This window comes from Chitinophaga sp. 22620 (genome assembly GCF_052044405.1).
Taxonomy (GTDB): domain Bacteria; phylum Bacteroidota; class Bacteroidia; order Chitinophagales; family Chitinophagaceae; genus Chitinophaga.
The window spans coordinates 173,113-196,418 of record NZ_JBQEMV010000006.1; the positions used below are offsets into that span (position 1 = coordinate 173,113).

Annotated in this window: 19 protein-coding genes; 8 read left to right on the top strand and 11 right to left on the bottom strand. The window is 54.5% G+C overall.

Going from position 1 to position 23,306, the window contains the following annotated elements:
* Positions 1-72: 72 nt before the first annotated feature.
* On the top strand, positions 73-540 hold the full coding sequence (locus tag ACTJIK_RS24505) for a DinB family protein (RefSeq protein WP_440650186.1): 468 nt from the start codon (positions 73-75) through the stop codon (positions 538-540).
* A 76-nt stretch (positions 541-616) separates the two neighbouring features.
* Positions 617-1,807 (top strand): DUF1624 domain-containing protein, encoded by a 1,191-nt coding sequence (locus ACTJIK_RS24510; RefSeq protein WP_440650187.1) that lies wholly within the window; start codon positions 617-619, stop codon positions 1,805-1,807.
* Between the two features lie 12 nt (positions 1,808-1,819).
* Here the strand turns inward: ACTJIK_RS24510 and ACTJIK_RS24515 are convergent, their stop codons facing one another.
* The 3 genes from ACTJIK_RS24515 to ACTJIK_RS24525 form a co-directional block, all read right to left on the bottom strand.
* Positions 1,820-2,788 carry a bifunctional helix-turn-helix transcriptional regulator/GNAT family N-acetyltransferase gene (locus ACTJIK_RS24515; RefSeq protein ID WP_440650188.1) on the bottom strand — a complete coding sequence of 323 codons (969 nt, stop codon included), beginning with the start codon at positions 2,786-2,788 and terminating at the stop codon, positions 1,820-1,822.
* Positions 2,789-3,332: 544 nt separating this feature from the next.
* The gene (locus tag ACTJIK_RS24520) at positions 3,333-5,246 is read right to left on the bottom strand and encodes a M1 family metallopeptidase (RefSeq protein ID WP_440650189.1); all 1,914 of its coding nucleotides are present in this window, start codon (positions 5,244-5,246) and stop codon (positions 3,333-3,335) included.
* Between the two features lie 76 nt (positions 5,247-5,322).
* Complete coding sequence (locus ACTJIK_RS24525; protein WP_440650190.1) at positions 5,323-6,444, bottom strand: helix-turn-helix transcriptional regulator; 1,122 nt, start codon at positions 6,442-6,444, stop codon at positions 5,323-5,325.
* Positions 6,445-6,536: 92 nt separating this feature from the next.
* Here ACTJIK_RS24525 and ACTJIK_RS24530 point away from each other — a divergent pair, with 92 nt between their 5' ends.
* The 5 genes from ACTJIK_RS24530 to ACTJIK_RS24550 all read left to right on the top strand — a co-directional run bounded on the left by ACTJIK_RS24530 (position 6,537) and on the right by ACTJIK_RS24550 (position 11,237).
* Positions 6,537-7,391 (top strand): pirin family protein, encoded by an 855-nt coding sequence (locus tag ACTJIK_RS24530; RefSeq protein ID WP_440650191.1) that lies wholly within the window; start codon positions 6,537-6,539, stop codon positions 7,389-7,391.
* A 14-nt stretch (positions 7,392-7,405) separates the two neighbouring features.
* The gene (locus ACTJIK_RS24535; RefSeq protein WP_440650192.1) at positions 7,406-8,383 is read left to right on the top strand and encodes a DUF2157 domain-containing protein; all 978 of its coding nucleotides are present in this window, start codon (positions 7,406-7,408) and stop codon (positions 8,381-8,383) included.
* A complete protein-coding gene (locus ACTJIK_RS24540; protein WP_440650193.1) occupies positions 8,370-9,533 on the top strand; it encodes a hypothetical protein in 1,164 nt (387 codons plus the stop codon). Before ACTJIK_RS24535 ends, ACTJIK_RS24540 begins: the two co-directional genes overlap by 14 nt.
* Before the next feature lie 23 nt (positions 9,534-9,556).
* Positions 9,557-10,351, top strand: coding sequence for an SDR family NAD(P)-dependent oxidoreductase (locus ACTJIK_RS24545; protein ID WP_440650194.1), 795 nt, complete (start codon positions 9,557-9,559; stop codon positions 10,349-10,351).
* Positions 10,352-10,565: 214 nt separating this feature from the next.
* Positions 10,566-11,237, top strand: a complete 672-nt coding sequence (locus ACTJIK_RS24550) for an SGNH/GDSL hydrolase family protein (protein WP_440650195.1) — start codon at positions 10,566-10,568, stop codon at positions 11,235-11,237.
* Positions 11,238-11,345: 108 nt separating this feature from the next.
* On the opposite strand, the gene ACTJIK_RS24555 is transcribed toward ACTJIK_RS24550, so the two are convergent.
* The gene (locus tag ACTJIK_RS24555) at positions 11,346-12,359 is read right to left on the bottom strand and encodes a glycoside hydrolase family 43 protein (protein ID WP_440650196.1); all 1,014 of its coding nucleotides are present in this window, start codon (positions 12,357-12,359) and stop codon (positions 11,346-11,348) included.
* 70 nt (positions 12,360-12,429) lie between these two features.
* On the opposite strand from ACTJIK_RS24555, the gene ACTJIK_RS24560 reads away from it, so the two are divergent.
* A complete protein-coding gene (locus ACTJIK_RS24560) occupies positions 12,430-13,491 on the top strand; it encodes a LacI family DNA-binding transcriptional regulator (RefSeq protein ID WP_440650197.1) in 1,062 nt (353 codons plus the stop codon).
* A 106-nt stretch (positions 13,492-13,597) separates the two neighbouring features.
* Here the strand turns inward: ACTJIK_RS24560 and ACTJIK_RS24565 are convergent, their stop codons facing one another.
* The 7 genes from ACTJIK_RS24565 to ACTJIK_RS24595 form a co-directional block, all read right to left on the bottom strand.
* Complete coding sequence (locus ACTJIK_RS24565; protein ID WP_440650198.1) at positions 13,598-14,365, bottom strand: glucosamine-6-phosphate deaminase; 768 nt, start codon at positions 14,363-14,365, stop codon at positions 13,598-13,600.
* A 69-nt stretch (positions 14,366-14,434) separates the two neighbouring features.
* The gene (gene nagA / locus ACTJIK_RS24570; RefSeq protein ID WP_440650199.1) at positions 14,435-15,649 is read right to left on the bottom strand and encodes an N-acetylglucosamine-6-phosphate deacetylase; all 1,215 of its coding nucleotides are present in this window, start codon (positions 15,647-15,649) and stop codon (positions 14,435-14,437) included.
* The gene (locus ACTJIK_RS24575; protein WP_440650200.1) at positions 15,621-17,018 is read right to left on the bottom strand and encodes a sugar MFS transporter; all 1,398 of its coding nucleotides are present in this window, start codon (positions 17,016-17,018) and stop codon (positions 15,621-15,623) included. Before ACTJIK_RS24575 ends, nagA begins: the two co-directional genes overlap by 29 nt.
* Before the next feature lie 18 nt (positions 17,019-17,036).
* Positions 17,037-18,353 (bottom strand): Gfo/Idh/MocA family protein, encoded by a 1,317-nt coding sequence (locus tag ACTJIK_RS24580; RefSeq protein ID WP_440650201.1) that lies wholly within the window; start codon positions 18,351-18,353, stop codon positions 17,037-17,039.
* 178 nt (positions 18,354-18,531) lie between these two features.
* Positions 18,532-20,775, bottom strand: a complete 2,244-nt coding sequence (locus ACTJIK_RS24585; protein WP_440650202.1) for a hypothetical protein — start codon at positions 20,773-20,775, stop codon at positions 18,532-18,534.
* Between the two features lie 52 nt (positions 20,776-20,827).
* Complete coding sequence (locus ACTJIK_RS24590; protein ID WP_440650203.1) at positions 20,828-21,745, bottom strand: DUF5017 domain-containing protein; 918 nt, start codon at positions 21,743-21,745, stop codon at positions 20,828-20,830.
* Positions 21,746-21,769: 24 nt separating this feature from the next.
* On the bottom strand, positions 21,770-23,299 hold the full coding sequence (locus tag ACTJIK_RS24595) for a RagB/SusD family nutrient uptake outer membrane protein (protein ID WP_440650204.1): 1,530 nt from the start codon (positions 23,297-23,299) through the stop codon (positions 21,770-21,772).
* Positions 23,300-23,306: the final 7 nt, after the last annotated feature.

Sequence of the window (23,306 nt, forward strand, 5' to 3'; positions counted from 1 at the left end):
TAATTTGAACTAAATGTAAGGGAAAATGGGGGAATGGCCTGCTAATTGTATAAACATCAAAAACGCACCCGCATGTCCACATTAGTTGTCCTCGCAGAATCCCTGCAGCATCTTTACCACGGCGAACCCTGGCTGGATGTTACGTTCATGGAACATCTGCAGGATATGACCGCCGAAGAGGCAAGCCGCCGTTTCAACACCTCCCATAATACCTGGGAGCTGGTGAACCACCTGATATTCTGGCATCAGAACGTGACCCGCAAGCTGCAGGGGGAAAAACCGGAGCAGGACGGCGACCTGCCGGATTTTTATTTCCCCGAGAACCACGGCGAAAACAACTGGCAGGCCACCCTGCAACGCCTGGAACATTCCATCACCACCATGGCTGAAACGATCCGCAACTTCCCCGAGGAAAAGCTCTGGACCAATGTGCCCAATACCCAGCATAACGCCTATTATTACATCCAGGGCATATTGCAGCACGCAGCCTACCACCTGGGGCAGATCGTAATGCTGCACAAGTATGCGGAGAAGGAATAACGGCTTCTTTCTTAAAAGGATAAATGGCTGATAAAGGCTGGGAGATTAATCTTATATTAGTAGGAAACTCCATGTCATGCAACCACTTGCCGTCTCCCGCGAAAGGGTTTATTCGATTGATGTGCTGAGAGGTTTGGTGATGATCATTATGGCGCTGGACCATGTGCGGGATTTCTTTCACGCCCCCGCTCTCACCCAGGATGCGCTGGATCCGCAAACGAGCTGGCCTGCGTTGTATTTCACCCGCTGGATCACGCATTTCTGCGCCCCGATCTTTGTATTCCTTTCCGGCATGTCCGTACAGCTGATGAACGGGCGGAAAACCAAAGCGGAGATCAGCCGTTTCCTCCTTACCCGCGGTTTGTGGCTGATTCTCATAGAAGTAACGGTCGTTTCTTTCGGGATTACTTTCAACCCGCTCATAAACCCGATGATCCTCCAGGTGATATGGGCTATCGGCGTGAGCTTCCTTGCGCTGGCCGTGCTGGTGTTCCTGCCCTGGCAGGCGATATTGGGGATCGGTTTACTGATCACTTTCGGTCATAATATACTGGATTACTGGGAATCGCAGCCGGATTTCAAACCCGGCGTTTTCTGGCAGTTCGCGCACTTTTCCCGGTTCAACTTCTACCCCACCTTTCCCGGCCGCGGCGTGATCGTGATCTACCCCTTCCTGCCGTGGATCGGCATTATGCTCATGGGTTATGGCATCGGGCGGGTGTTCCTGCCGGATGTATCAATAGCAAAAAGAAAACAGGTATTGATCGCGACCGGTCTTGCGATGGTTGGCATCTTCTTCCTGCTGCGGGCGGTAAACCTGTATGGCGACCCGCGTCCCTGGCAGGCGTTCCCGACGTTGCAGCAAACTATATTCTCATTCCTGAATGTGCAGAAATACCCGCCGTCGCTTATGTACACCTGCATCACCATCGGGCCGGGATTATTGATGCTGGTGGCTTTCGAGCATGCGCGCGGCCGGTTTGCGCAAGTATGCCGGGTATATGGCAGCGTGCCTTTTTTCTATTATATCATTCATTTTTACGTTATTCACCTGCTTTGCATGATCCTGTTCTTCGTGCACGGCTATGGCGCAGACGATATCGTGAACCCGCAGGCGCCGTTCCTGTTCAGGCCGAATGATTTCGGGTATCCGTTGGCGGTAGTGTATCTTATCTGGATCAGTATCGTAGCGCTGCTGTACAAGCCCTGCAAGTGGTACAGCGAATACAAGCGCACGCACCGGCAGTGGTGGCTGAGCTATCTCTGAGCGGTATTCCATTTACATCTTCCGCTCATATCGTTCTTCGTAAAGGTCCTGCCCCCAAAGCGTTTCGGGTACGGATGCGGTTTTGATGAAGCCGTGCTTTGTATAGATGGAAGCCGCTTTTCCCTGCTGGTTGGTGGTGAGCAGGTACACTTCTTTGAACTGCTGCTGGCGGCAGAATTCCATGGCTTTTTCCATCAGCGCCCGGCCAAGACCGATGCCCCTGAAATCCGGCCGCAGCAGGAACCAGCGCAGCTGCGCTTTCCGGTTAGGCCGGTGGATAATGGCGATCATCCCCACCATTTCCCCGAAACAGCTGGCCAGCCATACACGGTCTTTTGATGGGTCGTAGGTTTTCATGAAATCCGAAATGGTCTCCATCACGTATTGCTCAAACTCGATGTTGTAGCCGTATTCTTTTTCGTAGATCTCTCCATGCAGCCGCACAATATTGCCCAGGTCGCCGGGCCGCAGTTCATGGCGGATCACCACGTCTTCCAGCCGGGGCGCGCCGCCGGGGGCTTTCAGCAGGTATCTCACCAGCCGCATGGCATCCCCTATTTTTACGCGTTCTTCCGGCGCAAGGTTCTCCAGCATTTGCCTGATCTGGTTGTCGGATAATTCATTCATGGTCTGCATCAGCTTCTGCCCCCTGGCGGTAAGCGTGAGGTAGGCAGAGCGGCCGTCTTCCGGCAGCGGGTGTTTGATCACCAGTCCCTGCTTCTCAAATTTGCGGAGAATGCGGCTGAGGTACCCCGGGTCTATCAGCAGCGCCTCACGTATGCCGGTGGCGGTCGTTTTCCCGTTGAAATGTATTTCGTACAACACCCGCACGTCCGTGAGAGAATATTCACTGTCGAAAATATGCTGCTGCAAAAGGCCCAGCTGGATGGTGTAATAGCGGTTGAACTGCCGTATGCCGGCAATGAGAGCGGCGTCCTGCGACTTAGAGGTTTGCTGCGCCCCAACAGGTTCCTGTATCATATCAGGTGCTTTTCACAAAGATATTAATTTAGTTGATTTTGTCAACTACTTTATTTGACCAGATCAACTATCGCAGGATGCGTATATCTACGCTGCATTTCACGTAAAAGCTACCTGCCCGGGCGGGAGAGAATGGTGTTACTTGCATACAATGGCACACTTGCTTTGTTATATCGCAATGGCCCTGGTAGCGGTGGCGCTGGGGATGGTCCGGAAAACCGGGCCGCAGAAGATGCCTTTCGACGATGTAAGCTAGTTGGTTGATAAATAAAATACCCGTTTTATTAGTAGCATTTCAGTTCCTGAGCACGAAGGCCCGGTTTTGCCCCGGGCCTTTTAATATTGAACATTGCGAGCCCACCCAACAGCATGGCTCACCCGGGTCAAAGCCCGCTCAAACCCCACTCAAAGGCATGGATAAAGCTACTTTAAGGCATGGGGGTATCACTTCTGATACCGTCCTGTATCACTTTTGATAGGCAATATCACTTTTGATCCTGGGAATTTATTTTTCCGGCCAGAGAGGCACAAAAGTGATACAGCTTTATCCTTCCGTTTTCTTCACGGTGATATAGAAGTGAGCCGTATCCAAAAGAAGATCTTTTTCAACGGTGTTTTTCAGCCGGATCGTTTTCCAGCTGTTAGTCGCTTCCAGGAAAAGCGGCCGCTGGCCGGGAATATCCGCCCGCACCGGCATCCTGAAATTGTCGATCGTGTTGGCCCATTTGTAACGGAGCACCAGGTCGGCTCCCTCCTGCCTGTAATCCAGCTGCAATTCGGGTATCCGTGTGTCCAGCAGGTACTGGTCGAAGAAAGGCTGAAGATCGAGCCCCGTGCGCCGGATGATGTAACCGGTAATATTGCCGGTGGTAACGGTCTGCAGGCGGAAATCCTGCTGGATACCGCGCAGCAGATCAAAAAACCGCTCGTCGTCGTTCATGATGGCGCGCACCATCTGCACTATACGGCAGCCTTTGCCATAAACATCCCAGAGGCCGTAATGGATATGGTTCACATCGCGCACACCGATGACGGGCTCTTTATTGGCGGGCTTGTCATTCGCCAGCTGCCGGAGCGCTTCGGGTTCACCCTTGTAAAGGCGCACGCCCAGCATTTCGGTGTACCTGGCGAAACCTTCGTGCAGCCAGAAGTCCGCCACGTCTTTTATGCTAACATTATTCCCCCACCATTCATGCGCGGTTTCGTGCCACATGAGCCGCCGCAGGCTTTCGTGCCCGCCGCCCAGACCGCCCATGGCCACGATGCTCTGGTGCTCCATCGGGTGCGGGGTCTCTATCAGCCTGAAACCATCGCGCAGGAACGGGTACGGCCCGAAATGCTCCTGCATGAAACGCAGCATGGGCTTTACTTCTTTAAACAGCTTCATGGCTGAATCGCGGTGATGGGGCAGGTAATAATAATCGAGCGTGAGGCTGCCGAGGGTATCGGCTATATGCCGGTAATCGCCGATGTTGACGGTTACGTTGTAGTTGTTGATGGGATAGGTTACGAGCCACTCGGTCAGGTTTCGTTTATCCGGCAAGGTTAGCTGCCGCTGGAGCCTTCCGTTGGAAATGTTCTGCAGCCCCTCCGGCACGGTAACGGTCATGCGCATGCTGTCCGGCTCGTCCGAGAGATGGTCTTTGTTCGGCCACCACAGGCTTGCCCCCGAGCCCTGGCAGGCTACCTGGATGAAGGGCTTGCGGTTATCGTCCAGCCGCCAGAGAAAACCGCCATGCATGGGCGCATTCAGGTCGGGCTCCTGCGGGTGGCCGTGGTAAAACACTTCAAAGGCGCCTTTTTCTCCTTTTTTGAAGGTTCCGGGGAAATCGACGAACACGGCGTTGAACTCGCGTGTGTAAGGCAGCGGGCGGCCTTTGTAAATAATGCTGTCTATGGCCATTTCAGCGTAAAGGTCAATTTGCAACCGGCTGAAAGGGGAAACGGTGTTGAAACGAATGATGGTGCTGCCGCTGAGCAGGCGCTTTTCCGGGTTTACGTCTACGGTAAGGTGGTAAAAGCTTACGTCATAGCAGGTCCTGAGGGGGCTGAGCATCCCCCTGAGGGTGTCTGCCCGGGTAAAACCGTTTTTCCGGTTAGACAGCCGGCCGGCATTGGGCATATCCAGCGTTTCGCGGAGCTTGAAACATTGCACCTTCCCCCCGCCCTGTTCCACCAGCATCCCGGTGGTACGGCCCTGCCCGTCTACCTGGAAATCCAGGGTCACGACGGGTTTCAGGTTGGCCACTTCGAATTTGTTGCCGGAGAGCGGGATGATGGGCGTGCGGTTGGAAACACCCTGGTGCAGCCAGAGCTTCCCGCTGTCTGATCTGATCATCAACAGCCGCGTTACGTCCAGATTGAACTGGTAGATGCCTTCGAAATTAGCGGTGGTTTGGGAACGGGCCTGCAAAAAAGCGCCCAGGAAAAATAAAATGGCGGTGATTCTGAATAACATGGTCGTTGGTTTGCTTTAGCCTGCAACCAACAAAAAGGCGCCGCAAGAGCCTATTCAAATCCGGATTTGAGTAGCGTCATGGCTGTTTTTGCATGGAACTTGCCTGCATGAACTCCCTCGGCGTCTGCCCGGTAGCCGCCTTAAAAGCGCGCTGGAAAGTGGGCTGGGAATTGAAGCCGCATTCGTAGGCCATGCCGGTGATCGTGAGGTGTGCATTGGCCGGATCGAGCATCATCTGTTTCACGGCTTCCACCCTCCAGCCGTTCACATACTCGTTAAAACCCTTCCCGACGCGCTGGTTGAGCACAGCGGACAGGGTCTTGGCGCTGGCGCCGATATGTTCGGCCGCGGACTGGATCGAGATATCCGGCTGAAGATAAAGCCGTTCTTCCGCCATGGCTTTTTGAAGGGCAGCTACACACCGGTCCACTTCGCCTTCGGGCAGGTTCTCGAAATAAGACTGCGTTTTTTTCTGCTGCGCCACGTAAATGATCTTCGTGCGGTGGTAGCCCATAAAACCGATCCAGTAAATGAAGACGACAAGGAAAGTTTCGATCACATAATACTGCTCGCCGCCCCAAACATTAAAAAAGCGGGAATACAGAATAGTACCCAGCCACAGCGCGTTAAAAAAAGCCATTACGCCGATCAGCATCCTCAGCCAGCGGAACTCCTCCGGTATCAGCAGGTTTTCTTTCCGCTGCCGGCGGAATTCAAGCAGCGCGAATATGTAGTATATGCAGGAATGCAGTATGCTGGCGGGCTCGGCTATTGCACCGTAATTAGCGTCCAGCCAGCGGGGCGGGAAAAGAACAAAATGGTTGGGCGTGAATTTCCAGATAAAATAACCGGCCACCAGCAACAAGCGGTTGGTGAAAGGGATGAGCATTATAAGGAAATACCGCCAGGGTTTCTTCACCGGCGGCTCCTTCCTGAAAGAGCGCACATATAAATAAAGGCAGGGGCCGATGCCGAATATCAGCACGAAAGGGAAAAGCTCGAATATAAAAAGGTATTTCCCCAGCTCGGAGCTCCAGTTCAGGGTCTCAAATCCGTTATAGCTGAGAATAAGGATGAAGAAGGCAAGCATCCTGTTCTGAAACCTGTTCTCAGACTTTGCAAACAACAGGTAAATACCGAAGAATAAAGCCTGTAGCGCACCCAGCAATACCAATAATGAAAAAACATCCAGTTTCATACCGCAATTATGTCACGTCCTTAAAGATATTTTATTTTTTTTATGGAGGGGCAATAGATTAAATTTGTTAACTCACTGAAAAATAAACAGGTATGAATAAGACGATCGCACATGTGCTCACCGGCCGTGCCAAACAGATCACCCCCGAGGAAACCGTGATACAACCCTTGCCTCATAAGGATTTCAGATTTGCCAATCCGTTTATCGTTATACATCACATGGGCCCCGAGACCATTCCCGCCGGTTCCGAAATGCGCATCCATCCCCACCCCCACCGCGGCTTCTCGCCCGTTTCGTTCATGATCGAAGGGGAAGGTTATCATATGGACAATGCCGGCAACCAGGGCATTATTTCCAGCGGCGGCATCCAGTGGATGTTTGCGGGCAAAGGCCTGCTCCACAGCGAAGGCCCCACGAAGGAATTCCTTGCCAGGGGCGGCGTACAGGAAATGATCCAGATATGGGTGAATGTGCCCAAAGCCCATAAATGGGATGAACCCTATTACCAGAACGCCCCTGCAGAGCAGCTGCCTTTTGTGCTGGAGCAGGAAGGCGTGAAACTGAAGCTGGCCAGCGGCAGCTACGAAGGGAAAAGCAGCCCCATGAAAAGCTTCACTCCCATTACCGCTATCATCGGCACCATCGCCAAAGGCAAGGAAGTGCAGATAGAAGCAGTGCCCGGCTACCAGGCCTTGCTGTACATCTTCCGCGGCAGCGTAACGGTAAACGGCACAGACGCGTCCATGCACCAGCTCTGTGTATTCGAAAAAGAAGAAAGCGGGATCAGCATTACGGCAAACGAGGACGCAGGCATCCTGTTCCTCTCCGCCGAACCGATAGACGAACCCGTGGCCGCTAAAGATAATTTCGTGATGAACACGCCCGAAGAAGTGGACCAGGCGATAGAAGACTACAAGAACGGCGTTTTCGGCACGCTTGAATATTAAAACACCCCAAGCCTATGAATCCTGAACTGATCAAAAAACTTTCCGGGCAGGGCCTCATTGGCCCGGAGAGCCGGGAAAAGCTGCTGCAGCCCCGTCTCTTTTCCGTTCACTGGGACGTGAACACGCTGCTGTACCTCGGCGTGCTGCTGCTGAGCGGCGGCATGGGCATACTCGTGTACAAAAACATCGACACCATCGGCCACCAGGTGATCCTGCTTTGTATCGGGCTCACCTGCGGGCTTTGTTTCGTGTATGCGTATAAAAAGAAACGGCCCTTCAGCCGCCATAAAGTACTGGCGCCAAACGTAGGCTGGGACTATATCGTACTGCTGGGCTGCCTGCTGTTCATCACGTTCATCACTTACCTGCAGGCGCAGTACAATGTATTCGGTACCAGGTACGGCTCGGCTACTTTCATACCCATGCTGGTATTGTTTTTCAGCGCATATTATTTCGATCACCTGGGCGTGCTCGGTCTTGCCATTACCAACTTCGCCGCCTGGATGGGCGTTGCCATTACGCCGTACGAGATACTCACCGGCAATGATTTCAACACGGATTCCCGGCTGATCTATACCGGCGTGCTGCTGGGCGTCATCCTCATCACGGCGGGTTACCTCAGCGAGCGTTTCGACTTTAAGAAACATTTTGCTTTCACTTACGACAACTTCGGCGTGCATATCATTTTTATTGCTACGCTGGCGGGCATGTTCCTGCTGGATATCTACCTGCTCTTTTTCGCGGCGCTCTGCGGCATCGCGGCGTACTGTTACTGGAAGAGCCGGCAGCGGAAGTCGTTTTACTTTATGATGATCACCGTGCTGTACCTGTACATCGGCATCAGCTACCTGGCGATGCGCGCCCTGTTCCAAAGCAACCTTGAAATTGGAGGGCTGTATCTCGGGCTGTTCTACTTTATCGGCTCGGCGGTAGCCGTTGTGCGGTTCCTGATCGTTGAAAACAAAAAACTGAAAGCCCATGATCGCGTATAACACCACCGGGCTGAATAATGCCATGATCAACGATCAGTCGGAAACGGAACTGAAGCGCGGCAACATTACGGAAACCGAGCTGGCAGCCATCAAAACAGCCTTCCCGGAAATATTATACACGCCTAATTTCTTCATCCGCGTCGGGCTGTTCCTGCTCACGGCGGTTATTGCCGTTTGTTTGCTGGGGCTTATGATGCTGGTAGCAATGGACGGCCTGAACGAATCCACCGTCGGCGGCATGCTTTTATTTTTCGGCGTTTGCGCTTATGCCGCGCTGGAAATGTGGTGGATAAAGGAGAAGAACCATTACCGCTCCGGGATAGACGATGCGCTGATCTGGATTGCCGGCGCTTCGGTGCTCACCAGCTTCATCCTCATATCGGAGCTGGACCCCGGAACCTCGCTGGGCTGTGCTTTCATCTGCGCCATTGCCGGCTGGATGACCGTCCGTTTTGCGGATATGCTGATGGCGCTGACGGCGTTTATCAGCGGCATCGCATTTGTCTTTTTTCTTGGATTTGAATTATCTGCCCTCGCGGCGGACCTGATGCCGTTTATCATCATGGCCGTATCGCTGGGCGCCTACCTTGTATTTTCGCGGCTTTCGGGCAGGCATACGTTCAGGCATTACGAAAGCTGCCTGGATGTATTAAGCACCGCATCGCTTATCACTTTGTACCTCGCGGGCAATTATTTCGTGGTGCGGGAAGTGGGCGCCGACATGCTCGGCAAAACCGGGCCGGTGCCCATGGGCTGGTTGTTCTGGATCTATACCTTTGCCGTTCCGCCTTTGTACATCTATTTCGGCATCCGCCGCAAAGACCGCATCCGCCTGCGCACCGGGCTGATATTGCTGGCGGTGATCGTGTTCACCGTCCGGTATTATCACAGCCTGATGCCGATAGAAACGGCCATGGTGCTGGCGGGCGTTGTATTGATCGCCGCAGCCTGGGCCGTGATCGGTTACCTGAAGCAGCCGCGCAAAGGCTTCACTTACGAAGCCGATGAAACAGGCGAAGAAATGACCGGCCTCAAAGCCGCCGAAGCAGTCATTATCGCACAAACATTCCATAAAACCCCGCAGCCCGACGACTCATTTAAGTTCGGCGGCGGTACCGGCGGCGGAGGCGGTACCAGCGGGGAATATTAAAGCATCATAAAAGCAAACATACCATGGATTTAAAATTGAAAGGAAAAACAGCGTTCGTGAGCGGCTCCACGCAGGGTATCGGATTTGCCATTGCCAAACAGCTGCTCCAGGAAGGCGCCACCGTTACCATCAACGGGAGAACAGAAGCCCGCGTGGCGGAAGCCGTGGAAAAGCTCAACGGGCAGGTACCCGGCGCGCCGGTGAACGGCATAGCGGCGGACTTCTCCAAAGCCGAAGATGTACAAAAACTGATCGGACAGTTGCCCGGCGTGGATATATTGGTGAACAACGCGGGCATCTTTGAACCGAAAGAGTTCACGGCCATCACCGACGAAGAATGGCTCCGGTTTTTTGAAGTGAACGTGATGAGCGGCGTAAGGCTCTCCCGCGCTTACTTTCCCGGCATGCTGGAAAAGAACTGGGGGCGGATCATTTTTATTTCCAGCGAATCATCCATCATGATCCCGGAAGAAATGATCCACTACGGCATGACCAAAACCGCGCAACTGGCCATCAGCCGGGGACTTGCGGAGCTTACCAAAAACACAGGCGTAACCGTGAACACCGTGATGCCCGGCCCTACCAAAAGCGAAGGCGTCGTGGAATTTATCAAACAGGTGGCCGGCTCCAAGAACATTACGCCGGAGGAAGCAGAAAAAGATTTCTTCAAAACCATGCGCCCCTCCTCGCTCCTCCAGCGTTTCGCGGATGTGTCCGAAATCGCCAACATGGTAACCTATATCGCCAGCCCGCTTTCGTCCGCCACCAACGGCGCGGCATTGAGGGCGGAAGGCGGATTGCTGAAGAGCATTGCATAAGATACCAACTGCCGCAAAAACGGGAATGCCTCTCCTTTTAAGGGAAAGGCATTCCTTGTATTACAACCTGGAGAAAAAGCTGGTTAGTCTGAATCGGCCATCTCTAAAGATAATCCCCGCCCTCCACACCGCGAATACCCACAATTGGGTATTTATTGCATCCTCCTGATCTTTTCCTTATATTGTCAGTCAATTTTTTAAAACGCTACACGTCATGAAAAGACTTTCAACGATGTTCCTCGTACTCAGTGCGGTAATGCTTATCTCCGCAGGCCTGCCCAAAAAGAAAAAGGTGATCTTTTTCGGCGATTCCATTACACAGGCAGGCGTAAGCGCCGAAGGCTACATCACCCAGCTGGGCAAGCTTTTGCAGGAATCGCATGCGGACCAGTACGAGCTGATCGGCGCCGGCATCGGCGGCAACAAGGTATATGATCTTTACCTGCGAATGGAAGACGATGTGCTGAAAAAGAAACCGGACGTGGTGGTGATCTACATCGGCGTAAACGATGTATGGCACAAAGCCACATCGCATACCGGCACGGACCTGGACAAATTCGGCGGCTTCTACCGCGCGCTCATTAAGAAAATACAGGCCAACGGCGCCAAAGTGATCCTTTGCACGCCCGCTGTGATCGGCGAAAAGAAAGACGGCGACAATGAGCAGGACGCCGAGCTGAACCGTTTTTCCAACAGCATCCGCACCATTGCCCGGGAAACAAACCTTCCCCTTTGCGATCTCCGCCAGCTGTTCACCGATTTCGACAAGGCCAATAACCCGCAGAATGCCGATAAAGGCATACTTACCACCGATGGCGTGCACCTCAATAAAGAAGGGAACGCGCTCGTAGCGAAGTCTATCGGGGAGATACTGGTGAAATTATAATTAATCCTCTTCTGGAATAAAATAAGCGCCTTCAATATTGAAGGCGCTTATTTTTTATGCCGGATAGTGCATAAGATCGGCCTGCCGGCTTGTTTGTAATCACTTCATTTATTTCTTCCCGGCTCCCGGCCTGTCCAGCACTACGCCTTCCGCCACAGGTTCACCGAACACAGGCATGCCGTCTTTCGTCCAGGTGAAACGCTGCATACGCGGTGAGCGTTTGCCGCCGCAACCGAGTCCCGGTGCGGAATTGGCGTGATAGAGTATCCAGTCTTCCTTGCCATCGGGGGATTGGAAGAAGGAGTTATGCCCGGGTGCGTAGACCTTGTTGGCGGTATTGGTTTTAAAAATGGGTTCGGGATGTTTGGCCCAGGCGGCACTGTCCAGGGGGCTGCCTTTGCCGGAGAAGCGCAGCAGGCCGAGGGCGTAATGGTCCGTCCAGCAGCCGCTGGCGGAATATACGATCATCAGTTTGCCTTTATGCATCAGTGCCTGCGGGCCTTCGTTCACGGTCACTTTCTGGCCGCTCTTTTCCCATTCATACTCGGGTTTTGAAAGCATTACGCGGTGGCCCTCTATGGTCCAGGGGTTCTTCATTTTCGCGATGTAAATGTCCTGCCTCGCGTCTTTATCGCCTTCCCAGCCGCTCCAGATCATGTAGAGCTGGCCTTTGTACTCAAACAGGTTCCCGTCGATGGCCCATTTGTCTGAAGGATCGGCCACCCTGCCTTTGAAGGTCCATTCGCCGCTCATAGGGTCCGGCGAAGCATTTTCGAGCACATACATCCGGTGGCCTTCGTTCTTGCCGCTGTCCGCCGCAAAATAGGCGTACCATTTACCCTGCAGGAAATGTATCTCCGGCGCCCAGAGGTGCTTGGAAAAATGCGTGCCGGCGGGCGGGCGGAAGATGGTCGTATGTTCGGCGCCCTTCAGGTCCGCCAGGTTCCGCGTTTTCCAGAGGTCTATACTCGTGGCGGTGGTGTGAGTGTAATAATAAAAGCCGTCTTTGTAGAAGGAAAACGGGTCCGCCCCGGAAGGCAGCAGCGGGTTCGTAAACGTGTTTTCCTGTGCGTGGAGGGTGGTTGCCGTTAATGTCAGCAATAGTATCAGGATCTTTTTCATGCTACAAAATAAAAATTTCCGTTTATTTGTTTTTCACTACTTTCGGGTACGTACACGTGTAAAAACAGCTATGAAAGCGAATCAAAACGAGCAGCCCAACGGCGTAAAGGAGATCGCGCGCAGGGCGAAGGTCTCTATAGCGACGGTGGACAGGGTCATCCATAACAGATCGGGCGTAAGCGCCAAAACCAGGACCAGGATCGAGAAAATCATTCAGGAGCTGAACTACCAGCCCAACATCATCGCCAGCAGGCTGGCCTCCAGGAAAGTACTCAACTTCGCCATACTCATCCCCTCCGTTTCGGCGGAAACTGCCTTCTGGGCCGCTCCCCTTGCGGGCATCCAGCAGGCGGAAGATGAAATTAAACAGATGGGCATCAGGGTAGACCGGTATTTCTTCGACCTCAACAGCAAAACGTCTTTTACCAAACAGACCAAACAGATACTGAAATCGAAGGTGGACGGGATTCTGCTGGCGCCGTCGTTCATCGAGGAATCCATTGCGTTCACCGATGCACTGAAGGAAAAGAACATTCCCTACGTTTTTATCAACTCAGACATACCCAACCGCGAAAGCCTCTGTTATATCGGGCCGGACCTGTTCCATAGCGGTTACCTCAGCGCGCATGTGATCAATTACTGCATACAGCCGCGGGATAAGATACTGGTAGTGAACGTATCGCATGAGATCGAGAACCATCACCACCTGCTGCGCAAGGAAGAAGGCTTCCGCTCCTATTTTAAGGATAATGAAAAAAGGATCGTGAAGATCGACATCCGTCAGACCAACGACCGGTCCGTGGAAAAGAAAGTGGCGGAAGCGCTGGAAAATACGCCCAATATCAAGGCCATTTTCGTGACCAACTCCCGCGTGGCCAACGTAGCGCATTACCTGGAGAGCAAGGGCAAAAAGGGCACCCTGCTGGTGGGTTACGACTTCCTGCCGGAGAACATCGCTTACCTGCAACGGAGCGTGATCGATTTCCTGATCTGCCAGAAGCCGCAGGAACAGGGTTACCGCGGTATCATGGCGCTGTACCAGCACCTGGTGATGGCCGCGCCGGTGGAAAAGGTCTCCTTCATGCCGATCGATATCATTACGCGGGAGAACTTCGCGTACTATAAAAACTGACCTACTCTGCTATTTATAAAAACGGGGCCGCTTCATGAAAATGGAGCGGCCTTAATGTTGTACTTAATCGCTATTGAAGTACGTATTAGTAGCAGAAGTATTGAGGTTATGAGTTTTCTTTCTGAAGCTTCGCCCCGCTGTCCGCATCAATGAACAGGTGCGCGCGGGAATGGCGGCGCAGGATGGTAGACGGATGCTCTGCCGCGATGGGCGCGTTGATGGTGTGGTAGATCGCCTCAGCCTTGGTAGGCCCGGGCACCATGCAATAAATAAACCTCCCGCGGAAAAGCGCGGGCACCGTGAGGGTCAACGCATGCGTGGGCACTTCATCCAATGCAGTGAAACATCCGTCGTTCACCTGCTGCTGGCGGCAGGCCTGGTCCAGATCCACCACCTTCACCGTGGCGGGGTCCTCAAAATCCGCCACATGCGGGTCGTTGAACGCGATATGCGTGTTTTCCCCGATGCCCATATTCACGATGTCCACCCCTTCTTTTTCCAGCAAAGCGGCATAACGGGCGCATTCCTGGTCCAGGTCGGCGGCATTGCCGTTGATATAATGCACAGCCCTGAACGGTACTTTGCCGAAGAGCCGCGCTTTCAGGAAATTGCCGAAGCCCTGCGGCGCGTCAGGATGCAGGCCGGCATATTCGTCCATATGAAAGGCATTGATGCGGTTCCAGGGAATTGTTGCATCCTGGGCAAGCGTTTCAAGGAATTCCTGTTGTGAAGGCGCGGCGGCAAAAATAATATTGAGGTGTTCCTGCACGCTGAGCAGTTCCCTGATCTTATCCGCCACCATAGCGGCAGCAGCGGCGCCCATTTGTTTCCTTGTATCGAAGCGGTGTATCTTTAACTGGTCTTTTATTTCCATATCGTTATGTCTTATGATGGTGTCGGGCGCTGTTGCGTGCAGCCGCCTGCGTTATGAAGCAAAATCGATTTATAAAACAGCGAGGTCCAGGGCATGTTTGGCCTGGTGCATGATCCTGCCGCCGCAGATCACGGTATGGATGCGGATATCCTCATCGAATATCAGCACATCCGCATCGCGGCCGGCCATCAGGGCGCCTTTACGGTCCGCCACTTTCATGATGGCGGCGGGCGTGCTGGTCATCATACGTACGGCATCCGCCAGCGGCACATCCGCCAGCTTCACCATGTTGCGCACCAGCTGGTCTGTGGTAGCCACGCTGCCCGCAAACGAGCTGCGGTCGGGCAGCTTGGCCACATTATCTTCCACGATCACTTTCAAACCGTTGTTCTTCGCGCCGAGAATGCTTTCCCCTTCGGGCATGCCCGCCGCGCGCATGGCGTCTGTAATGAGCGCGGTCTTGTCCGCCCCTTTGATCTTGTACACCAATTTCAGCAGCGGGGGCGGCAGGTGAATGCCGTCCGCGATGATCTCCACGGTCATTTCATCCATGAGGAAAGCGCTTTCCACCGCGCCCGCATAACGGAAGGCATTGCGCCGTGTTACACCAGACATGGCGGAGTACAGGTGCGTGGCGTGCGTGTACCCGCACTCGAACGCTTCCAGCATTTCTTCGTAAATGGCGTCGGTATGGGCAACGGCCGGGAGTATCCTGCGGCTTTGCAGGTAACGGCCAAACTCAAGCGAGCCGGGCAGTTCAGGCGCGGCGCTCCAGCGCACCACCGAATTGGTAGCGGCGAGCACGGCCTTGTATTCGTCCGGGTCCGGGTTACGGATGTAGCGCGGGTCCTGCGCGCCGCGCTGGTTCATGGCGAAATACGGGCCTTCGAGGTGAATGCCCAGGAAGGCGGCGCCTTTGGTATTGCGCAGGTGCGCCTGTTCGTACAATTCCACTGCGTTCAGCAGGCTGGCGGTATCGCTGCTGAGCGTAGTAGGCACCATGGATGTGGTACCGTACCGCATATGCGTTTCGGCAACGGTGAGGAAAGATGCCACATCGCCGTCCATAAAATCGCTGTCGCCGCCGCCGTGTACATGAATGTCAATAAAGCCCGGTGAAATGTACTGCCCGCGGGCGTCTATCTCAAGTGCGTCCTGCACGGGAATGTCATCCTCCGATACGGCGAGTATCCGGTTCCCTTCGATCAGCACGGTACCACCGGGAATGATCCGGTAAGGGGTAATGATCCTGCCGTTAAATATCTTTATCTTGCGAAATTCCATAATGCTGCACTTCCTTTTTTAATTGGATACCGGGTGAAGATGAAAAGTTGATGGCCCACTTCCTGATGAGGTGGCCGTAAAAAGCGTAAAAGATCAGGTAGAGATAACAGGGGAACAGCACCCAGTAAGCCAGGCGTTCGCCGGATACATCCGCGAAATGCCCATAAACCAGCGGCAATATTGCGTTGCCGCAAAGGCCCATGATCATCACGGAGGCGCCCAGCTTGGTGAAGCGGCCCAGCCCTTCCAGGGCCAGCGGCCAGATGCCCGCCCACACCAGTGAGTTGGCAAGCCCCAGCAATACAACGAACCAGATGCTGATATCAGCCGTATGGCCCAGCAAGGTCACCTGCCCTTTCATGAAAATGATGCCCAGGGTAAACAAAGACCCCAGCACAGTACAGATGCGCAAAGCGTTCACCTGGCTGATGTATTTCGGGATGAGCGTGATCCCTGTGCAATAGCCGATGATGGTGGCCGCGAGGGTGTAAGAAGGAAATGTTTTTGCTTCCAGCAGCGAGATGTTCATCGTTTGCGCATAGGGAATGATCGTGTCGATCGCCACCACCTGCGTGCCTACGTGCAGGAAAATGGCCAGCGCGCCGAGGATGAGGTGCGGGAATTCGAAGATGCTCTTCTTTCCCGCATTCGCCGCTGCCAGCGTGGTGCTTTCGCTTTCGGTATTGATCTCGGGGAGCGGTGAAAAACGCACCAGCAGGCCGAGCAGGAACAATACCACGCCCACCACGGAATAAGGTACGATCACGCGGCGGATGAATTCATCGAGCGCAGCGCCTTTTGTAATGGCATCCATGGCCGGCAGCTGTTTGATCAGGTCGCTGTCTGTGGCGCGGAGCACTACCGCCGCAAATATGAGCGGGGCAATGATCCCGGCGCCTTTGTTGCAGATGCCCATGATGCTGATACGCTGCGCGGCGCTTTCTTTCGGACCCAGGATGGTGATGTACGGGTTGGCGGCGGTTTGCAGCACGGCCAGCCCCGCCCCGATGCTGAAAAGCCCCATCAGGAACAGGCTGTAGGTGCGGGTAAGCGCGGCGGGCACAAATATGAACGCGCCGGCGGCCATCACCCAAAAACCGACCATCATCCCTTTTTTGAAGCCGGTGCGCTTCAGCAGGTACGACGAAGGCACGGATATGAGCAGGTATGAAATATAGAAGGCAAAAGCCACCAGGTACGACTGGCTGCTGGTTAGCTCGCAGGCAATTTTGAAATAGGGTATCAGGATGGCGTTCACCCAGGTAACGAACCCGAAAATAAAAAACATCATCCCGATAATGAGAATGGATATGCGTACGTCCCTTTTGGACATGGCGCCTACTTCCACCGTTTTTGGTCTGTTCTGCATCAGTTCTTTTTTAGATGATTAGATGGTAGGCGCCCAACCCGGCTGGTATTCGCGTGCCCAGAATTTCTCCGCGGCGGCATCGTTCCTGATATGCCCGTTGGAGGGATCGATATGCAGGGTGTTGCCGGAGCGCAGCGCGATGTTGCCCAGCTGGCACAGCAGTGTGCTCTGGTGGCCGCTGAGGATGTCCGCATTCAGCGGCGCGCCCTGACGGATGCCCGCGAAGAAGTTCTGGAAATGCAGCGCATCCAGTGTTTCAGCGGGATTGGTGAGGTTGCGCGGGTCTATTTTCACATCGTTCTTCACTTCTTTCACCACTTTATTCTTCAGGTCGTAAATAGTATAAGCATTGCCGTCGATAGTGAGGGAACCTTTTTCGCCGTAGAACACCACGCCAACGGAACTTCCTTCCACCGGCTTGCCGTTGCAGCTGCGGCCTTCCCAGATCATGCTGGTGTTGTTGGGGAATTCCAGGGTGATCACCTGCGTGTCCGGCGTCTGCCAGTCATCCTGGTAGCGGTAGCGGCCGCCGGAAGAAGAGACCCTTACCGGGTATTCAACGCCCATGCCCCAGCGCAGCAGGTCCACCATATGGGTGCCGTTGTTCAGCGCTTCGCCGGTGCCCCAGTTCCAGAACCAGTGCCAGTTGTAGTGGAGGATATTGTCCTTGTAGGCCATCCTCGGCGCGGGCCCCTGCCACAGGTCGTAGTTGAGCCATTCGGGCACGGGCGCTTCCTTGCCGATACCGATGGATTCGCGGTTGTTGGTATACCAGCCTTTGCCGAAATAGGCGCGGCCGATGGCGCCGCTTTTCAGTTCGTTGATGGCGGCGATCACATTCGGCCAGGAACGGCGCTGGTTGCCCATCTGGATGGTCACTTTATACTTCTTCTGCGCGGCTACCAGCAGCTCGCCTTCGGCGGGATTATGACTGGCGGGCTTTTCGAGGTATACGTGTTTGCCGGCTTTGGCTGCCAGGATGGCGGCCGGTGCGTGCCAGTGGTCCGGCGCGGCGATCACCAGCGCGTCCATGTCTTTATTTTCGAGGGCTTTCCGGAAGTCCGGAACGTCCTTTGGTTTGGTTTTCTGTATCTCCGTCACTTTAGCGATGCACTTGAGCGCAGCGCGGGTATCCACGTCGGAAACGGAGATCACCTCGCAGTTGGGCTGTTTGGCAAAGTTGCCTGCAAGCGCCAGCCCGCGGGCATTTACGCCCATCATGCCAACTTTGATGCGCTCGTTGGCGCCGATGATGCTGGCGTAACTTTTGGCGCTGAAGCCCGGGAGTATGCCCCCGATGGCTACTGCGGCCGATCCCTTAAGGGTGTTTTTCAAGAATGTTCTGCGGGACTTTTCCATATTCTCCTTATTTGGTTGTTATTTGTTTCAATGTTTCGGGTACGTACCCGAAAATACTATTTAAAATCAGAAAACAAAAGGCAAAGAGGATTATTTTTTCCCTCTCAGCCCTAATACAGGCCTGAACGGTAACGTGCCCGGTAGAATCCGGCCGTTAAACTGTTTCCTTTTCCAGTTCGTGGTGGCCTTTCAGCATGCTGATGAACTTCGGCAGCAAAACCATCCCCTGCTTCCGGCAATACTCCACAACGTCCGCTCCCAGCCTGGTGTTCAGGTGATTGAACCTCACCGTTTTATTGAGCTGTATAAAGCCGTAGCGGTCCGTCAGTTCAGGAGCCGGCCGGCCGTTCGCCAGCGGCGCGTATATGATACAATTGGTAAATGCTGTCCCTCCTTCGGCCTTCACGCTCATACCCTGCTCCCCTGCCCTCAGCTTACAGTCCGCCAGGGCCACGCTTCCCTGCATGTCCAGCTGCAGGCCGTTCACCTCGCTGCGTTCCACGCGCAGGTCCGCCGCCGCCCTGATGGTAGCGGCAAAATGGTGGCAGTTCACGATCCGCACTTCGGGGTACAGCGCATGCGCACCGGTATAAGCGCCCGGTCCGATGGTAAGCCCTTCCGCCTGCTCCAGCTGCACCTGGTCGAACACCAGGCTGGCATTAGGCGTGAGCTGCCCGCCTTCAAAACCGCCGGCGGCGGGTTGCCGGTAATCATGCGGCGTGGGGATCTGCAACAGGCGCACGCCCTGTGTACGGCCTTCTACCACTACATCTCTGAAGGAAACTGCTTGCGGAAAGAACATATGATCCCCGCTTTTCATTTTGGAGAAGGAAGGCATGCGCATCAGCCAGCAGGGCCGGTTAGAAGCAGGCGCGCTGCTGTAATCGATCACCAGCCCTTCCACCCTGATGGTTCTGCCGAAACCGATGGGATAATTGTAGGTGAAGTCCGCAGGATTAAATTCCAGCACGGCGGTTTCTCCCACCACAGACGGGACATACCGGCAGTTGCGGATGTAAATGGCGCCGTCCCATTTAGCCCCGAAATCGCGGCGGAATGAGAGGAAATTGCGGCTCCATACCGTGGTGTTTTCCACGAACAGGTCGCCGCCGCCGGTAACGGTGATGCCGCGGTACCCGATGGAAGAATCTTTGATGTGCAGGTGCCAGCAATGAAAATGAACGTCCACACGGTTCAGCGCGCACTGGTCTATGTAAAAATGTTTGTTGAGATTGGTGCCGAACACGCCCCAGTGCACCGGCCCGCCTTCGGCCGTTACGCGGATGAAGCGGGCTTTGAGCGTGCGGTTACAGGAAAGGCCGTAGGTACCGGCAGGCACATCCCTGTCCGTGCCCTCCCTGTCCTGCTCCCAGGGTATCAGCCGGATGTCCTGGAGGGTAACGTCGTAGACTTTGGACATGGAATAGAATCCGCCTCTCGGGTTCATGGCCACATCCTTTGCGCCCGGTTCCAGCCCCACCCATTGCTGCCGGATAATGGTTCGGCTGCGGGTGATGTGGATGCCGCTGCGCCAGTAGCCGTCGTATTTGGCGCCGTTCACTCTACCCGGACTGTTGCCGGTTACATAAAAGGTGCCGCCTTCTATCACGAGGTACTTGTCTTCGCAGGGCACGGCATACAGGCTGGTGTAATCTTTGAAAGACCAGGCCAGGTCGCCGGTCAGGCGGCCATGTTCTTCCACGTAAAAGAAATCTTCCCGCGCCCAGCTTTGACCGGTGTACTTTTCACCCGCCCGCAGGCCGATGCGGTCTTTTTCATCGGCAATGAACACGAGGCAGTTGGTATATGGCGCCATAACGGGCAGCAGCTTCACGCCGGGTTTCAGCTGCTTCAGCAGATCGGCTTTGGCCGCGGCGTCCAGCGCGATTTGCTGCGGCGGCAATTTGCTTTTAACCTCGAAACGGGCGCTGCTGCGGGCGTTGTATTGCTCGTCGATATGAAACACCGTCTGGCCCCAATGCACATTCGTGAGCACGGGAATGCCCGTGGTCTGTTTGATCCAGAATTCGCCGCCGTGGTTGATGACAGGGACATTGTGCAGGTTGGCGAATTCGTGCGCGGCTTTGATCTGCACACCATCGTCATTTTTACCGTCGCTTACAGCGCCGAACATTTTATAGTTCACGAATGTATCCGGCAACAGCGAGTAGCCGCCGGCGTTAGTATAACGGTAGGTGGCCGCGCCGCCGTCGCCCGGTGTAAAATATCCTGCGGTTTGAGCCAGTGTGCCTTCGCCTGGTTTCTTGTCCTGCTGCATGCTTGCAACATCCGGGTAGAGCACATGGCCTGCCCTGCTTTTGGCCGCAGGAGCGGCGGATGCGGGAAATCCCGCAGCCAGCGTCAGCCCCAGCGCGCCCAGCATTTCTCGTCTTTGCATATTGGTTGTTTATCTGCGGTGTTTCCGGTTAAAATCAATAGCGGTATATGTTTTAAGGCGTAACCGTGATCTCCACCTGGCGGATCGTTTTTTTCTCCTGGTGCCTGTTCACGTTATTGGCGATAAATGTAGCAAGGTATTTCCCGGGCTTTTCGTAAATGTGCTGGTAGCTTGCCAGCGGCGGCTCCGGCAGCGTTTTGATGCCGGTGCTCCAGTCCGGCCCCATGTCGGTTGCGCCGGTTTCAATGGCTTTGGTGACTACCCAGTCTTCCACCAGTTCTTCTTTATAGTCCAGGTTGTTGCCGTAAAAGGCCAGCTGGGCGGCCTGTATCACCGCTCCCCTGCCGGGGTCGTGCAGTCCCTGCTGGATCACGCGCCAGCCGGCGGACTTATGATCAGCCAGCACCTGGGCGCCCAGTATGCTGTGCCCTGTGAGCGAGAACCCGCTCATCGTCCATAGTTTGGAGCTGCCATTAGCTGTTTGCGGTTTTACGATAAAACGGAAGCCGATATACAGCGCCTTGCCTTTCACGGCGTATGCGCTCAGGTTCTTCACCCCGGCTGGTATAGCGGTGTTGCTGTTTCCCGGCGCGAGTTTAAAGAGGGAAGTGATATTCTCCCAGGTAGCGGCTTTCACGCCTTCCGCCGTGTAATCGCCGTTAAAATCGGTGGAGAGGAATACGGTGAACTGGTCTTTCTGCGTGCCGTAATTCAGCGAAGTGGAGAAGGAAAGGCGTATGCTGTCCAGCTCTACGGTGCGGCCTGCGCGGTAATCGTAATCTTTCAGCACTTCGCCGGAATAGAAGCTGAGCACATTGGCGTTGCTGCTGATGCGGAAACTCGCTGTATCGCCGGCTTTGATGGTGCTTTTTTCTGCAACCACTTCCAGGGCGGGCGCTTCCGTGTCTATTTCTTTGCTGCATGCCTGCAACACCAGTACAGGCAGCAATATGCGGAGAATATTTTTCATGCGGTATTGTTTGAAGGGAATGAATTACCAGCCGGTGTTCTGCGTCAGTTTCCTGTTGAGCATCAGCTCGCGCGCGGGAACCGGGAACAGCAGGTGTTTGGCCGATACGTTGAAGAAAGCGATCGTGGCGTATGCGTATGTGCCGGCTTCAGACGATATCTCGTTGCCCGCGTTCTCCATCGTTTCCAGGAATTTGCCCCAGCGTATCAGGTCCGGTTTGCGGAGCGCTTCGAAGCACAATTCGCGCGAACGTTCGTCCTGCAATTCAGCGAAAAATTCCGCTTTGCCGCCCAGGTTCTCCAGCTCCGCCGTCTTCGCTCTTTTGCGCACAGCATTGATGGCATTATAGGCTTCGGGAGTAGGCCCGCTGATGTGGTTCTCCGCTTCCGCGAACATCAGCAGCACATCGGAATAACGGAGGATGGGAAAGTTCTGCGGCGTGGTGCTGGGCGCTTTAGGATTGAGCGTTTCATATTCCCTGCGCCATTTGCCCGCGTTGCGGTGATACAGCTGGTTGGGGGCATGAGCCACCTTGTTCTTGCCGGAATACTTAAAAGGCGCAATACACCAGTCGCGGCGCACATCGCCTTCCGGGTACAGGCGGTACAGCCTGGCGGTGGCATTAATGAACCCGTAGCTGAAACCTATTTCCGTGTCTGTAGTAGCAATACCCACGGTATAGCCGATCCAGCCGGTTTCCACGTAGGCGTTGCCGAGGCGGTTGCCCCAAAACTCTACTTCCCAGATGCTTTCTTTGATATTGTATTTGTCCTGCGCGTAATTGATAAATATCTGCGAATAAGATGTATCCAGCTCATGCAGGCCCGATCCCATCACCTTCAGCGCCCACTCGCGCGCATCGGCGTATTTGGTTTCGTCTTTGATGGGATATCCCGCCCAGTAGAGATACACCCTTGCCAGTATGCCCTGGATGGCCGACTGTGTTACACGGCCTGAGAAGCCGGCTGCGGTGATGGTATTCACCAGCCCTTCAGCTTCTTTCATATCCTTCACGATCATCTCATACACTTCCCTGGCGGGCGTTCTGGCCACATCGTTGCCGGTGGCGGACGAAACGGGCTCCAGCACCACAGGCACATCGCCCCAGTTGCTCACGAGCAGGAAATAATAATAAGCGCGCAGGAACAGCGCCTCGCCACGGATCCTTGCGCGGGCTGAATCGCTCATTTTAGGCCGGTTGATATTCGCCAGCACCACGTTGGCCCTGCTGATGCCGGTGTAGAGCTTCTGCCAGGTGCCGGTCACCAGGTTGTCCGACGAGGTATGCGTATATACCTGCGGGCCGTTGAAGGTGCTGCGGGCGTAAAAGCCGAGGTCCGCTTCGGTGCCCATCCTGCTGGTGAAATTGTTGGAATAGAGCTCGGAAGCGGCGAGGATGTCGTACGTGGCGGTGAGCCCGTTGTTCAGCTGCTCCTCGGTGTTGTAATAAGCGGTGGGCGTGAGGAAATCCTTAGGCTTGGTGTCCAGGAATTTTTTGCAGCCTGTTATCCCTAATATCGCCAATGCCCCTATGAATAAACAAATGCGTTGCATAACCATC

Bases quoted from the DNA above. Each gene is read 5' to 3' on its own strand.
- ACTJIK_RS24545 (WP_440650194.1), top strand. From the start codon at position 9,557: ATGGATTTAAAATTGAAAGGAAAAACAGCGTTCGTGAGCGGCTCCACG.
- ACTJIK_RS24530 (WP_440650191.1), top strand. From the start codon at position 6,537: ATGAATAAGACGATCGCACATGTGCTCACCGGCCGTGCCAAACAGATC.
- ACTJIK_RS24535 (WP_440650192.1), top strand. From the start codon at position 7,406: ATGAATCCTGAACTGATCAAAAAACTTTCCGGGCAGGGCCTCATTGGC.
- ACTJIK_RS24565 (WP_440650198.1), bottom strand. From the start codon at position 14,365: ATGGAAATAAAAGACCAGTTAAAGATACACCGCTTCGATACAAGGAAA.
- ACTJIK_RS24590 (WP_440650203.1), bottom strand. From the start codon at position 21,745: ATGAAAAATATTCTCCGCATATTGCTGCCTGTACTGGTGTTGCAGGCA.
- ACTJIK_RS24505 (WP_440650186.1), top strand. From the start codon at position 73: ATGTCCACATTAGTTGTCCTCGCAGAATCCCTGCAGCATCTTTACCAC.
- ACTJIK_RS24585 (WP_440650202.1), bottom strand. From the start codon at position 20,775: ATGCAAAGACGAGAAATGCTGGGCGCGCTGGGGCTGACGCTGGCTGCG.
- ACTJIK_RS24540 (WP_440650193.1), top strand. From the start codon at position 8,370: ATGATCGCGTATAACACCACCGGGCTGAATAATGCCATGATCAACGAT.
- ACTJIK_RS24560 (WP_440650197.1), top strand. From the start codon at position 12,430: ATGAAAGCGAATCAAAACGAGCAGCCCAACGGCGTAAAGGAGATCGCG.
- ACTJIK_RS24515 (WP_440650188.1), bottom strand. From the start codon at position 2,788: ATGATACAGGAACCTGTTGGGGCGCAGCAAACCTCTAAGTCGCAGGAC.
- ACTJIK_RS24520 (WP_440650189.1), bottom strand. From the start codon at position 5,246: ATGTTATTCAGAATCACCGCCATTTTATTTTTCCTGGGCGCTTTTTTG.
- ACTJIK_RS24555 (WP_440650196.1), bottom strand. From the start codon at position 12,359: ATGAAAAAGATCCTGATACTATTGCTGACATTAACGGCAACCACCCTC.
- ACTJIK_RS24510 (WP_440650187.1), top strand. From the start codon at position 617: ATGCAACCACTTGCCGTCTCCCGCGAAAGGGTTTATTCGATTGATGTG.
- ACTJIK_RS24575 (WP_440650200.1), bottom strand. From the start codon at position 17,018: ATGCAGAACAGACCAAAAACGGTGGAAGTAGGCGCCATGTCCAAAAGG.
- ACTJIK_RS24550 (WP_440650195.1), top strand. From the start codon at position 10,566: ATGAAAAGACTTTCAACGATGTTCCTCGTACTCAGTGCGGTAATGCTT.
- ACTJIK_RS24595 (WP_440650204.1), bottom strand. From the start codon at position 23,299: ATGCAACGCATTTGTTTATTCATAGGGGCATTGGCGATATTAGGGATA.
- ACTJIK_RS24525 (WP_440650190.1), bottom strand. From the start codon at position 6,444: ATGAAACTGGATGTTTTTTCATTATTGGTATTGCTGGGTGCGCTACAG.
- nagA (WP_440650199.1), bottom strand. From the start codon at position 15,649: ATGGAATTTCGCAAGATAAAGATATTTAACGGCAGGATCATTACCCCT.